This window comes from Palaeococcus pacificus DY20341 (assembly GCF_000725425.1).
Classification (GTDB): domain Archaea; phylum Methanobacteriota_B; class Thermococci; order Thermococcales; family Thermococcaceae; genus Palaeococcus; species Palaeococcus pacificus.
In genome coordinates, this window is record NZ_CP006019.1 from 1463679 (window position 1) to 1476452 (window position 12774).

Annotated in this window: 14 protein-coding genes; 5 read left to right on the top strand and 9 right to left on the bottom strand. The window is 44.5% G+C overall.

Annotation, left to right across the window (positions count from 1 at the left end):
• The first annotated feature begins 8 nt into the window (after nucleotides 1-8).
• Nucleotides 9-713, top strand: a complete 705-nt coding sequence (locus tag PAP_RS07955) for a nucleotidyltransferase domain-containing protein (protein WP_048165509.1) — start codon at nucleotides 9-11, stop codon at nucleotides 711-713.
• Here the strand turns inward: PAP_RS07955 and PAP_RS07960 are convergent.
• The 4 genes from PAP_RS07960 to PAP_RS07975 form a co-directional block, all read right to left on the bottom strand.
• The gene (locus PAP_RS07960; protein WP_048165510.1) at nucleotides 710-1333 is read right to left on the bottom strand and encodes a cyclase family protein; all 624 of its coding nucleotides are present in this window, start codon (nucleotides 1331-1333) and stop codon (nucleotides 710-712) included. The genes PAP_RS07955 and PAP_RS07960 overlap by 4 nt on opposite strands.
• Before the next feature lie 77 nt (nucleotides 1334-1410).
• Nucleotides 1411-2226 (bottom strand): ABC transporter permease, encoded by an 816-nt coding sequence (locus PAP_RS07965; RefSeq protein WP_048165511.1) that lies wholly within the window; start codon nucleotides 2224-2226, stop codon nucleotides 1411-1413.
• Entirely contained in the window at nucleotides 2223-3212 is a 990-nt protein-coding gene (locus PAP_RS07970) for an ATP-binding cassette domain-containing protein (protein WP_048165512.1), read from the bottom strand. The genes PAP_RS07965 and PAP_RS07970 overlap by 4 nt, the downstream gene beginning before the upstream one ends.
• Nucleotides 3199-3669: a PadR family transcriptional regulator gene (locus tag PAP_RS07975; protein ID WP_048165513.1), complete on the bottom strand. Its 471-nt coding sequence runs from the start codon at nucleotides 3667-3669 to the stop codon at nucleotides 3199-3201. Before PAP_RS07975 ends, PAP_RS07970 begins: the two co-directional genes overlap by 14 nt.
• Nucleotides 3670-3767: 98 nt before the next feature.
• Between PAP_RS07975 and PAP_RS07980 the strand changes: the two genes are divergently transcribed.
• Together PAP_RS07980 and PAP_RS07985 are read left to right on the top strand one after the other, a co-directional pair.
• Nucleotides 3768-4205: a DUF6849 domain-containing protein gene (locus PAP_RS07980; RefSeq protein WP_048165514.1), complete on the top strand. Its 438-nt coding sequence runs from the start codon at nucleotides 3768-3770 to the stop codon at nucleotides 4203-4205.
• The gene (locus PAP_RS07985) at nucleotides 4168-4908 is read left to right on the top strand and encodes an endonuclease III domain-containing protein (RefSeq protein WP_048165515.1); all 741 of its coding nucleotides are present in this window, start codon (nucleotides 4168-4170) and stop codon (nucleotides 4906-4908) included. Before PAP_RS07980 ends, PAP_RS07985 begins: the two co-directional genes overlap by 38 nt.
• A gap of 219 nt (nucleotides 4909-5127) precedes the next feature.
• Here PAP_RS07985 and PAP_RS07990 read toward each other — a convergent pair whose 3' ends face one another.
• A complete protein-coding gene (locus PAP_RS07990) occupies nucleotides 5128-5688 on the bottom strand; it encodes a potassium channel family protein (protein WP_048165516.1) in 561 nt (186 codons plus the stop codon).
• Nucleotides 5681-6292, bottom strand: coding sequence for a potassium channel family protein (locus tag PAP_RS07995; RefSeq protein WP_048165517.1), 612 nt, complete (start codon nucleotides 6290-6292; stop codon nucleotides 5681-5683). Before PAP_RS07995 ends, PAP_RS07990 begins: the two co-directional genes overlap by 8 nt.
• Nucleotides 6293-6421: 129 nt before the next feature.
• On the opposite strand from PAP_RS07995, the gene PAP_RS08000 reads away from it, so the two are divergent.
• Both PAP_RS08000 and PAP_RS08005 read left to right on the top strand, forming a co-directional pair.
• Nucleotides 6422-7600, top strand: coding sequence for a magnesium transporter (locus PAP_RS08000; RefSeq protein WP_048165518.1), 1179 nt, complete (start codon nucleotides 6422-6424; stop codon nucleotides 7598-7600).
• Nucleotides 7601-8359, top strand: coding sequence for a sugar phosphate isomerase/epimerase family protein (locus PAP_RS08005; RefSeq protein ID WP_048165519.1), 759 nt, complete (start codon nucleotides 7601-7603; stop codon nucleotides 8357-8359).
• A 3-nt stretch (nucleotides 8360-8362) separates the two neighbouring features.
• Here the strand turns inward: PAP_RS08005 and PAP_RS08010 are convergent, their stop codons facing one another.
• From PAP_RS08010 to PAP_RS08020, 3 genes are all read right to left on the bottom strand, one after another.
• Entirely contained in the window at nucleotides 8363-9556 is a 1194-nt protein-coding gene (locus tag PAP_RS08010; RefSeq protein WP_048165520.1) for a pyridoxal phosphate-dependent aminotransferase, read from the bottom strand.
• Between the two features lie 370 nt (nucleotides 9557-9926).
• On the bottom strand, nucleotides 9927-10853 hold the full coding sequence (locus tag PAP_RS08015) for a glycoside hydrolase family 130 protein (RefSeq protein ID WP_052649123.1): 927 nt from the start codon (nucleotides 10851-10853) through the stop codon (nucleotides 9927-9929).
• Nucleotides 10846-12765, bottom strand: coding sequence for an amylo-alpha-1,6-glucosidase (locus PAP_RS08020; protein WP_048165521.1), 1920 nt, complete (start codon nucleotides 12763-12765; stop codon nucleotides 10846-10848). Before PAP_RS08020 ends, PAP_RS08015 begins: the two co-directional genes overlap by 8 nt.
• Nucleotides 12766-12774 lie beyond the last annotated feature (9 nt).

Below are 12774 nucleotides of genomic sequence, written 5' to 3' on the forward strand. Positions count from 1 at the left end.
GTGAGTTCATGCCCCGCGAAAAGGTTGTTAAAGTCTGGGACGAGCGTGAGGTGGTGTATTCCCCTAAGATGTGGGCTATTCTGTGGGAGAAACGGGAGAAGGCCCTAAAGATTATGGAACGCCTTAAGGACTTTGACCCTCACGTTTACGGAAGCGTCGCCCGTGGAGACGTTAGAAAAGACAGCGATATAGACATTATCATTCCCTACAAAGTGCCGAGCTTTTTGGTTGAACTCGCTTTGGAGGGGCTTGTATTGAGGAGAAGAATAGTTATGGCAACGCCGTGGCACCTTATAAAGGGCCACATTGAGATTGACGAAGAAACAACGGTTACTTTCCCCTTAATCAACCCAAGCGACAGAGAGATTGAATTTTACAAGTGGGGCGGGATGCTCGATATATGGGGCGTGAAGACGAAGGAAAGACTGCCCGGGGTGAATAAAAAGCTCATTCTCATAGTGCCAACAGAAAAGGGACACATAGAACAGGAAGTCGTTGGAAGAGAGAGCGAAGTTGCAAAGCTCCTTGGGGTGAGCATTGAGCTTGTGGAGGAGCGCGTTAAAATCCTCACGCGCAGAGATTCAATAGGAAGGACTGGCATTTACTTAAACGAGGAAGTTCCTGATTGGATGAGCTTTGAGGAAGCTCTTAAAATGATAGCAGATAGAGACTCAAACGTGAGGAGAAAGGTTAGAGAAAGGGGCGGAATTTAGTCCTCCAAAATCGCCACCGCCCTCACCGGGCTTCCGGAGCCGTTCTTAATTTTGAGCGGAAAAGCTATGAAAGTGAACTCCTTTCCGATGAGCTTCTCCAAGTTTATCAAGTTCTCAAAAATCAGCACTTTATTTGCTAAGAGGGCCTTGTGAGCTTCAAAGTCGTGGTCTATGCTTGGCGCATCTATTCCAACGGCCTTAATGCTAAGCTCGACCAAAAGTTCAGCTCCATCTCTGCTCAGCCCCCGCCACTCCTCACTCTTCGCTTTTTTGCTGTAGCCTGTGTAAATCAGTACTATTTTGTCTTTAACCTCTCTTCCCCCAAGCTTATCCAAAAGAACTCCCCTCGTAATTTCCGCTTTTGGAGGAAGGTTGGACACATCAATCACGAGAGCGTTTCCCATGAACCTCTCCAAAGGAACTTCCTCTATCGTCGCCCCACTTTTGATGAAGTGCGCTGGAGCATCGACATGTGTTCCGCTGTGCTCTCCAAAAGAAAGGGCATTCATGTAGTAACCATCCTTCCCAATGCTCGCCCAGGGCTTTATCTCAACTTTTGGGTCGCCCGGATATGTGGGGGTCTCTTTCGAGAGGCTCATGCTTAAATCTACGAGCTTCATAAGACCACCGAAAAAAGTGGGGGGAGGAGGATAAAAGGCTAACGCATCACAGCCCTAGAGATAAAAAATTAAAGGATTCACTCAATTGTTGCTTTTTCAAATGAAATCATGGCTATTATGAGGAAGACTAAAGCTAATAAGCTTAGAACTCCAATGTCTGTTGTTAATGAGAACCTTGTTAATGAGACCGTTGGTATGCCTGCTATTGAAGCTGTTGTAGATGTCGCTGGGACATTAACCAATATGTGCCTTGCTGCATCCACGGCATAAGTTAAGGGGTTTATGTAAGCTAAGTACTGCATCCATGTTGGCATTGTCTCAACTGGATAAAACGCTCCGCTTAGGAACATGAGGGGGAGCATTAGAAAGCTCATTATCATTTGGAATCCTTCCATGCTGGTCATCCTCAATGCCAAGCTGACGCCGAAGCTTGAGAACGCTATTGCGAGCAGGAGACCTATGAGTATCATTGGCAACACACCGGAAAACTTGAGGCTGCTCGCTATGGTGAATGTCAATAAAAGGATTATTAATCCCTGAAGGACTGCCATTATTGAGTCTCCGACTATTCTGCCGGTTATAGCTTCCTTTCTTGATGCTGGAGCAACTAGAATCTCCTTGAGAAATCCAAACTGCTTGTCCCAGATAACGCTTATTCCTGCTATGAAGCTTGCGTTGAAGATTGTCATTGCCGTTATACCCGGTGCGAGGAATGAGAGATAATCAACTCCTCCAAAGAGCGCACTTGCTGTTGGGAAGTTGAAGACTTTGCTCCATCCCAACCCAAAGAATATGAGCCACATTAACGGATTTACAAACATTCCTATTACTCTTGATCTCGCTCTGAAGAATCTCTTAATCTGACGATAAGCCATTGTTGTGAAGGCTTTCATCTTGCAAACCTCCTTCTAACCATTGTTCTCATCATGTCGAGACTTCCTCCCTCCTCTTCTCTAAGCTCTCTACCCGTTAAGTACAGGAAAACATCATTGAGTGTTGGTCTGTGGTACGTAACCTCAAGAATCTTAATGCCACTTTGTTGAGCTAGCTCAAAGAGCTCTGGCAGAGCCTCGGCAGCATTTATGACCTCAAGTCTAACCCTCCCATCAGGGAGAACCTTACACCCTCTAATGAACTCTGCATTCAGGCATTGTGTACTCTCCTTTCCGTTTGCTATCCTAACGTAAATAACGTCATTTCCAACGAGTTTCTTGAGTTCTTCTGCAGTTCCCTCTGCTATGATTTTTCCATGGTCAATAATTGCTATCCTATCAGCCAACTGCTCTGCTTCATCCATGTAGTGGGTTGTGAGGAAGATTGTCATGTTGTGCTCCTCTTTCATCCTCTTTATGTACTCCCAAATGTGGGCTCTTGTTTGAGGGTCTAACCCTATCGTCGGCTCGTCCAAGAAGAGAATTTCAGGTTCATGGAGCAAGGCCCTTGCAATCTCAAGCCTGCGCTGCATTCCACCGCTGAAGAACTTCACCTGCTTATCTTTGAAGTCTTCAAGCTCGACGAACCTGAGCATCTCCATAATCCTCTTCTCCAGCTCGATTCCACTCAGCCCGTAAATCTTTCCATGAATGTACATGTTCTCGTAAGCGGTTAGCTCTCTATCCAAGCTTGGATCTTGAAAAACGATTCCAATCTTTTTCCTGACCTTATCTGGCTCTTTTAGAACATCATGTCCGGCAACTATAGCTCTTCCAGAGGTTGGTTTTAAGAGCGTAACGAGCATGTGGATTGTTGTGGTCTTTCCAGCGCCGTTTGGTCCCAAAAAGGCGAAGATTTCACCCTTCTTAACTTTAAAGCTCACCCCTTTAACGGCTTCAAAGTCGCCGAACTTTTTGCCGAGGTTTTCAGCTTCAATCGCGCTCACTGAGCTCACCTCCCAGCAGGATAAGTTTAACTTTCTTTGCAAATTCCTTCATGACTCTGCTCAACTCTTCTTTTTGCTCACCGTTAAGCTCAGGCAAGCTCTCCAAAACCATATGTAATGCCCTACCAACTTCCCTCCCCCCAAGTTCGGCGAACTCTTTGAAGACCTCTGCTCTCATTATAGCTTCATGGAGTTCGTCTTCGTGGAGCTCGAGATATTCAAGTCCTTTCTTTGTTATCCTGTATGTTTTTTTCTCCCTCTTGCCTTCCCCGGCAACCTCTATGAGTCCGCTCCTCTTGAGACTTGCAAGGATAGGATAAATAGCACCAGCACTTGGATGGGGGATTCCAAATCTCTCGCTGAGCTTCTGCATTATTGCATAGCCGTGAATGGGCTCTTCTTCAAGAAGACTCAAGATGAGGAGCTTTAGATGTCCTTTAATTTTAGGTCTCTCCATATTATCACCCGATATATCGTTAGATATATTTACCGTTATAAACTTTACGGTGGAAAAGGTTATAATTCTGGAGGCGGAAGTATTTCGAGGTGCGAGAGATGAAGCTCATTTTAAAGCCTCTCTTCGATGCTGAGCTCCCTTCAGAGTTTGTTGATATTTTAAAGGCTAAGTTATTGGGGAGAGAAATAAAGGAAGGCCAAGAAATCGAAGTTGAGCTCCTTGGTAAGCCCCTTAGGTTTAGAGTGGTCTATGCCGAGCCCAAGGTCTTAAAAGCAGATAAGAGCCTAAGAATTGAACTCACAGGGGAAGAGATATCGAGTGTAACTCTCGAATTTGAAAAGCCAGTTAGAGAGCTCATCGCTCTTGATAAAAGCTTTGCTGTGGTCTTTGACGATGAGGTTCTAATTTTAAACCACAAAGGACACAAAATTTATAATCAAAAGTTCGAAGAACTTAAAGATGTTATGGCGATCAAAAACTCTATTGTGGTGATCCACAATGGTGGCAAAAAGCTCACACTCATTGCTCTCCCTTGAGAGGTTCACCTTTGAGGAAAACTGGGATAAGAAGAAAGAAAGGGCGATTAAAATCGTCAAGAAGCTTATGGAAATGTATCCAAGGAGGACGAGAGGTGAGATTCTACAGGGCGAGCCTTATTTTACGTTGATTAGATGCATAATCTCCCAGAGAACTAAAGATGAAACAACAGATAAAGCAAGTGACGCACTCTTTAGAGTTTATCCCGATATGAAAGCCCTCGCAAGTGCGAAGGTAGAAGACATCCAAAAGCTCTTGAAAGAGAACGGAGTGGGTCTGTGGCAGAGCAAGGGGAGATGGATTGTTGAAGCTTCAAAGATCCTTCTCGAAAAGTACGAAGGGAGAGTTCCTGACAGCTTAGAAGAGCTCGTCAAGTTACCGGGCATTGGGAGAAAGTGTGCTAACATTGTCCTAGCGTATGGCTTTGGAAAGCAAGCTATTCCCGTGGATACGCATGTAAACAGGATAAGCAAACGCTTAGGCTTAGCACCGCCGAGAGTTTCACCTGAGAAGGTAGAGGAATATTTAACTGAACTTATTCCAAAGGACTTGTGGATTTACGTAAACCATGCAATGGTTGACCATGGAAAAATGATATGCCGACCAATAGGACCTAAGTGTAAAGAGTGTCCTCTCAGTGAGCTCTGCCCATACTTTAGAGGCTTAGTTAGTGAAGACGACATAAAAAAGAAAGGGAAATGAACACTTTTGTACATCACTCTCTTCTTTTCTCCAGGAACATTTTTAAAGCCAATGCATTCTCCCACCGAGGGTGATACAAAATGCTGAGGAAGATACTTCGCGAGAAGATTATTGAAGGAAAAGTGAACTTCGCAGACCTGCCCCTGTTCCTGATATGTGGGCTTGCCAACATTGAAGAAGAGTGAACCTTTTATTTTTTCTTTATAAATAAAGAAAAAATTATTCTTCAGCGAGCTCTTTGAGCTTGTCTAAGTCAGAACCAACGGCTATCAATGTATCCCCTTCTTCTATCCTATCATCCTTTGTGGGGTTGTAGATGTACCTCGTGCCCCTCTTTATGGCGAGAATTCTTACTCCAATTTTACTTGGAAGCTTGAGCTGCTTCAAAGTTTTCCCTATTAAAACGGAGCCTTTTTTAACCTCAACGCGTCCAAGCTCCTCTTCCGTGTCTTCCATTATGCGCCTTATTATTGGGTGAGGCTCGACATCCCTCAAAACTAGGTCCGAGATTTTGTAAGCAGCATCAGAAATCTGCTCGTTTATCATAGCCATATCAATTATGCTTAAGAGTTTTGTTGGCTTCTCCTCTTTCTTGGCAGCCTTTAGAGCGAGCTTTTTAACTTTTAAGGTAAGCTCATCCATGCGCTCCTCTAAGAGGTAAACCTCCTCAGCTATGTCCTCGCTGTTGTACATGACAGAGGAGAAGGCCAAATCAACCATAAGGGATGACAAATCTTTCATCTCAACAAGGCAGTTTTTAATCTCTTCGAGCTCATTCATTGCTAACCACCTTTATTATTCCTCTCGCAATTTCTTTCAGATAGTCCATTGATGTCTGGGTTCCTCTCCCAATCAAGACGTCATGGGCAAATATCTTTACATCCCCTTCTGGGGCAAAAATCCACCTTTTTCCGCGCCTTATAGCTATAATCCAAACCCCTGTACTGCTCGCTAAGTCAAGCTCCTCTAGAGTTTTACCAACTAGGATAGAATCCGGGGAGACTATGACCTTTCCAATAATTTCCTCACTTCCCAGAATCGCTTCTTTTATTACAGGATGAAGCTCCAGGCCATCCAAAACCATTTTGGCCAAATCTGCAGCAGCATTAGATATGTCGTCTATTGAATGAGCCATTTGGAGTATTGAGGTGATTTGCTCCGCTTCTTTTGGACTTCTAGCTGCTAAAACTGCGTGAACCATTAAATGATAGTTGAGCAAATCCAAATACTCCTCAAGCTCTAAAACCTCCTCCGCTATCTCTTCTTCTCCAAAAAGCACGGAAGAGTAAGCCAAATCCACCATAAGCTCAGCGGTGTTTTTCATCTCGATAAAAATCTCCTTGACGTTTTTTGGTTTATACTCGTATTCGTCCCACTCTTCCACCTTGCTCCCACCAATTAAAAAGGGGTTCACGGGAGCTTATTTAGTTTTCGATGGGAAAACTTATATACTCCACAGCAAAATTTAAGTTAGTAAAAAGCACGGTGGTGGCGTTGATGGAGAGTGAGAGCAATGGAGGTTCTTTTGGAGCTGAAAGCGAAGGTCAGAGAGGCCTATACCACCACATTAGTCTCGTTGATAGTGTCCTTAGTGATTGGTCTATTTGGCGGTACTTTTCTCGGTAAGTACTTTGCTAAGATACGCTCATCTTATCCGGGTTTGCTCATAATTCTGCCGGGAATGATGGGGTTGAGAGGCAACGTTTTTGGCTCTATGGCATCCAGATTCTCCACAATGCTCTACTTGGGTGATTTAGAGCCAAGCTTAAAGGATAAAAAAGTCCTCAAGAACGTCGTGTTAGGCTTAATGCTTTCCCTAATACCTATACTAATGCTCTGGACCGTAGGCGTCATACAAGGAATTAGGAAGAATACATTCGAGATTCTACTCATTATTATAAGCTCCACCATAGCCGTCTCTCTCATCTTGGGCTATTTTACGGCTTTTATAACGATATTCACATTTAGACGCGGAAGCGACCCGGACAGCGTTGCCGCGCCCCTGGTGGCATCAGTCGGTGATTTACTAACAATCCCATCTTTAATAGCATTTATCCTCCTCCTAGAAAAGGCTAAATTTGAGTTTTGGGGAACAAACATTCTTCTACTCTCAGTCTTTGTAGGGCTCATCCACTTCAGCCGTGTTAGAAAAAGAGAAATCCTAGGTCTGAAGGAGCTCTTCATGACCATAACATTTTTGGCTCTCCTATCTATAATATCTGGCTCTCTCTTAGAGCATTATAGTGAGGTAATCCAAGCCTCTATAATCCTTAGTTTTGCTTACCCTGCCCTGCTCAGTAGCTTTGGTAACTACGGTTCAGTTATCGCGGCAAAGACATCGACTAAGCTCCACTTGGGTGAAATTGAGCGCTATTTTAGTGTGGAACCCTTCTTGGATATAGTCGCGCTCTTCATGACAACCCCTATAATCGGCATTCTAATTAACTACCTAGGCCTCTTGGTCGCTAAGCTTACTCTAAACGTTCAAACAGCTCCGATAACGATATTGGCATTAACGTATCCGTTTATGGCGCTCTTTATAATGCTCTACTCCTATACCATCTCATACTTCCTTTTCAGAAAGAACATAAACCCCGATAATGTAGCTATTCCACTCATAGCGAATAACAGCGATATATTTGGAACAATATACGCTATCTTAATAGCCAAAGCAATTGTAGGAGGGATTTGAATGCTTGGAGCATCAACCTCATGCCTAGCGGATAAAAGTTTAGGCGTAGCCTTGCACAAGCTCACCAAAGTTGATGGGCTTGACTTTGTTGAAATCGTTAACGAAGGCTACCACGTTTTAGACGAGCATAATTACCGACTCCACCTCGAATCACTCGAGAGCTATAAATTGAAGAGCATTATCCACGCTCCTTTCAGCGATGTAAACATAGCCTCGCTTAACGAGCGCATAAGGCGGACAAGCTTGGAGATAATATTCGAAACCCTCAAAATCGCCCAGAACATGGGATCACTCCTCGTGGTCCTACACCCTGGCCACCGCTCTCCATTGAGCGGGAGGTTTCCTAAGGCATATGAGAAAGTCCACAAGCGCTCTCTCGAGGAGATAGATAAAATTGCACAAAGGCTCGATGTTAAGGTCGCTTTGGAGAATATGCCAACGTTTCCTATTTTGGACGGACAAACGGTTGAGAGAATGTCCGAATTTCTCGATGGGACTGACCTATACGTTACCTTTGACGTTGGGCACTTGAACACAGTCAACAGAGAGTTCAAGCATTTTATCGACACCTTAGGAGATAGGATAATCCACGTCCACCTCCACGATAATGATGGGAAAAGCGATTCACACTCACCCCTTGGCGAAGGGAATATCCAGTGGGAAAAAATCCTTAAGCTCCTCCCGAAGAATGCTACATGGGGCTTGGAGATGAAGCGGATTGAAGATTTGGAGAAAAGCATAAAATTTTTAAAAAGATGAGGCTCACTTGAGCCTCTCCTTCATGAACTTTTCGAGGTTGTCCATAGCCTTCTCGAGGACTTCGACAGGTGCTAGGAATATTGACCTGAAGTGGCCTTCGCCACCCTCGCCGAAGCCGGAGCCGTGGACAAACAAGACATGGGCGTTGTGGAGCACATCGAGGACAAATTCCTTGTCGCTCTTCCATGGTCCCTCCTCAATCTTCGGGAAGATATAGAACGCTCCCTCCGGCTTTTGGGTGCTTATGCCCGGCATCTCATTGAGACGTTTGTAAATGTAGTCCCTCCTTTCTTTGAGCTTAGCCATATATTCTTCGAGATAGTCCATTGAACCTCTAAGGCCAGCTATGGCCGCTTTTTGAGCTGGAGTGTTTGGACATAGCCTTATTCTCGCGAGCTTTCCAATTGCCTCCCTCACTTCAGCGAGCTTGTTCTCCGGGTCGACGAAGTACATGTATCCCAAACGCCAGCCCGTTGCAAAGTAGATCTTTGAAAGGCCGTTCATTCCGATAACGGGCACATCCTTTGTGAGTGAGCTTGGAGAAACGTGCTTTCCTTCGTAGGTCATTAAGTCATAAATCTCGTCGCTTATTACGGGCAACTCATATTCGCCGGCCAAATCTATTATTTCCTTGAGCGTCTTCTTCTCATAGAGTGCACCAGTGGGGTTGTTTGGGTTTATAATTGCTATTGCCCTCGTCTTTTCGGTAATCTTCTTTCTCATGTCGTCGACATCAGGCTGCCAGCCTTCTTCCTCAATTGTCCTATACGCCTTAGGAACGCCTCCATAGAACTTGACTAAGCCAACATATGGGGGATAGCTTGGGCCGGGGATGAGGATTTCTTCACCGCCATCGATGAGAGCCCCAAAGAGGAACTGGAGCGCCTCAGTAACGGCAGCGGTAACTTGGACATCGTCGGCAGTTATGTCTATGCCGTTTTTCTTCCTTTCACGCTCGGCTATAGCTTCTCTAAGCTCCTTATCACCTTCACTATCGCCGTAATAGTTGTGGCCTTCCATAATAGCTTCACAGTAGGCCTTTTTCATGTGCTCTGGGGCATCGAAGTCAAATTTAACCGGGTCGCCTATGTTGAGCTTGATCAGCTTTATTCCCTTCTTTTCGAGCTCCCTTGCGGGAAGGACAACATCTCTGATGGCATACTCAATACCCATGGCTCTTTTAGATGCGTGAATCATTTCGACCACCATCAAAAGTTTTCAAATTTTGTTGAATTTCATCTCATAAAAGGCTTTTCATCTGGGGCACAGGTTCTGATAGTGTTCTGTCATCATCCATGTCCCCTAAGTTACCCTCCTACCCTGCATTCTCCTAAATATGCTCTTGAATTTCAGAATAGTCCCGTGATACATATTTTCAGCTTACTTTCTGTCGTTCTGAAAGAGTACTAGAGAAAAGGGAACTCTGAAAGATACAGAAAGAAAACAGGACAACGCTCCTAGTGTAATAAATAACTTTAAAAAAGAAAGTGCTTGAGTAGTATCAGGCGATGACGATTAGCAAGCAAACTGACTTGATGCGTAATGATGACGTGAACACCCTCTGAGCCTATTCCCAGTAAGCTAAGCCAATGTATCTGTCTGCACCTCCATAGTAGAGGTAAATTCTTCCCTCGTGCTCAACTAGCCCTTCTACAAAAACAACATTGTCAACCCATCCGTTGATTTCCCACTCATAAGTGGGTTCTAAGATCGGTTCTTGGGTCCTGGCTATTAGCTTAGTTGGATTTTCCTTGTCAAAAACGGCAATGCCCACTTTGTATTTTCTAACTCCTTCATCCATCCCTGCGCTGTTGTAGATAAGCACTATCCCAAAGTCAGTCATTATTGTCGGTGGCCCGGGTTCAACAAGAATGCTGTCGAAGTTCCCCTTCCTTGGTCTCAAAACAGGCTCTTCCACGTATTCCCAGTGGATTAAGTCCTTTGAGTGGGCCAGCCAAATATTTGAGTCTCCGAAATACATTATGTACTTCCCTTTGAACTCGCTTTTTTTCATCTTTAATGGAAGGATTGCTCCGCTTTTTGTCCAGTCGTTGGTTTGGGGAAACTCATCAAAAATTGGCCCGTGCTTTTTCCAGGTTACCAGGTTTTTTGACGTTGCTAAACAGAGCTTTGCGGTTTTCCCGTCATAGCCGGTGTATGTCATGTAGTATGTGTCCCCAACTTTAACAACCCTCGGGTCTTCGACGCCCTTCTTTTCGTACTCATACTCAGGCTCAATTATTGGCTCTGGATGTCTCAAGAACTCCACGCCGTCTTTGCTCAAGGCTAACCCAATCCTTCCCGTTATATCATCATCTTTGCTCTCCGCCCTGTAGAGCATTACAATAGCATCCCGCTCTTTTATCACTGCAGCGTTGTATACGTTCTTTGAATCAAATCCCTCCCTTGATGGTGACAAAATAGGAAATGGGAGCTTTTTTATAGGGGGAGCAATAGCTTTCCCATCTTGAACCTTTATTATCTCCTCAATCATGTCCAATCACCACTTTTTCGCCGTGGAACTTCATAACAACTTCGACCTTACCCAGCTCCTTTGGTAGTGTTGGGCTTATCCTAAGATCTCCATTTTCAACCCCAGCACCCAACATCGCAGTTAAGAAAGCAAAAAGACTTGCAGCACTCCAAGCTTGAGGAACGTTGGCCCTTGGGACTATCAATGGCACTTCGCTTTCAACACCGCTAAAGAGCTCGGGCATTTGGAAGTTAGGAAGCAATGTCCCGGCTTTCAAGAACGTGCTTCCAAGAAGTGCAGCTTTTTCTCTTTCCCCAACTTTTGATAATCCAAGGGCTATTATGGCGTTGTCGTGGGGCCAAACACTGCCGTTGTGGTAGCTGAATGGGTTGTAGGCTTTTTCTTTAGAACTTAGGGTTCTAATTCCCCATCCCGAAAACATATCTCTTTCAAACAGCCTTTGTGCAATTTCCTTCTCATGCTCAGCTATGCCTGTGAAAAGCAGATGACCCGGGTTTGAAGAGATTACCTTTGAGGGCTTATTCTCTCCACTTAGGGCTATTGCGTAGAATTTTTCCTTTTTCATCCAAAAGTCTCTGTTAAACCGTCTCTTAAGCTTTGAAGCCTCACTCTTCAACAGCTTTTCATTAACATCTAAGACGTCTGAGAGTTCTGCCATATCGAGTAGTGCCTTGTATGCATAGCCTTGAACTTCAACCAATGCTACCGGGTGCTGGGTTGGTTTTCCATCCTCATCAGGAATGCCCTCAGTGGAATCCTTCCACCCTTGATTTCTAAGGCCTTTGAGAGAAAGGCTTGAGTACCTAACGTACCCATCGCCCTCTTCAATCTTTGCGAGCAGCCATTCAACGGCTTTGTTTAGACTTTCCTTGAGCTCTCTTATTGTCTCATAGTCCCCCGTCCATTTTAGGTACTCCCCTGCTAGGATTAAGTAGAGGGGAGTTGCATCTATTGTGCCGTAATATAGGTTGAATGGCAACCTTCCTCCCTGCGAGAGCTCGCTAAACCTAAATTCGTGGAGGATTTTCCCGGGCTCCTCACCCCTCATTGAGTCAAAAGCTTTTCCTTGAAGCCTTGAGAGGATTCTAAGCGTCCCTTCTGCATATTCAGGGAAGTAAGGTAAGAGGAAGAGGGATGTTATTATGCTATCCCTTCCAAAGAGGCTTACGAAGAAGGGAACGCCAGCAAATATTGTTACTCCATGAGCGGTTGAGACAGTGAGAGCACTTAAATCTTTGAGGGCAATTCTAAACACTTCGTTTATCTTACTGCTGCTGGTTTTCACTATCTCATCAAGCTTAAAATGGAGCTTTTCTTTCAGCAGGGCCTGAAGGCTCTCCTGATAAACTTTTGGATAGAAAATTACCTCTACCTCCTCACTCCTTAGGGGATCTAATGTAATTCTTCCCATGAATCCGCTTTCGTTTGGAACCAGCTTTGTGCTCTTCGCTATCAGCTCCCTTTTAACCCCATCAATGCCAGAATAGTAGTATTTCCTTCCGTCTTTTTGCTCTTCAAACTTAATCTCCCTCGTAATCCCCGGATATCTCCTGACCTCAAAAATGTCGTCAAATGAGATTTTGAATAGGTAGTTTATTAAGATCTCCTTAGGCTCGTGCGAAAGGTTGTAAAAAGTCAGCACTTCCCTGTATGTCCAGTTTTCAGCAAGTTCTCTTTTTCTAACTAGTAAAATTGAACTCTTTCCACTTTTTAGGAGCATGTGAGAAATTGAGGCGTGCGATGCAAGCTCAACATGTCCGAGGAGCTGCTTTTCATAGTGCTCTACCTCGAGTGAGATATCGCTTACAAACCTTGTGTCAAAGGCATAAAATCCGTGATATTCGCCGTTCATGTCTCCTTTTACATCGGACACAACAAAAGCTCCGTTAGAAGACAATATGACCCTGGTCATTGAACCACC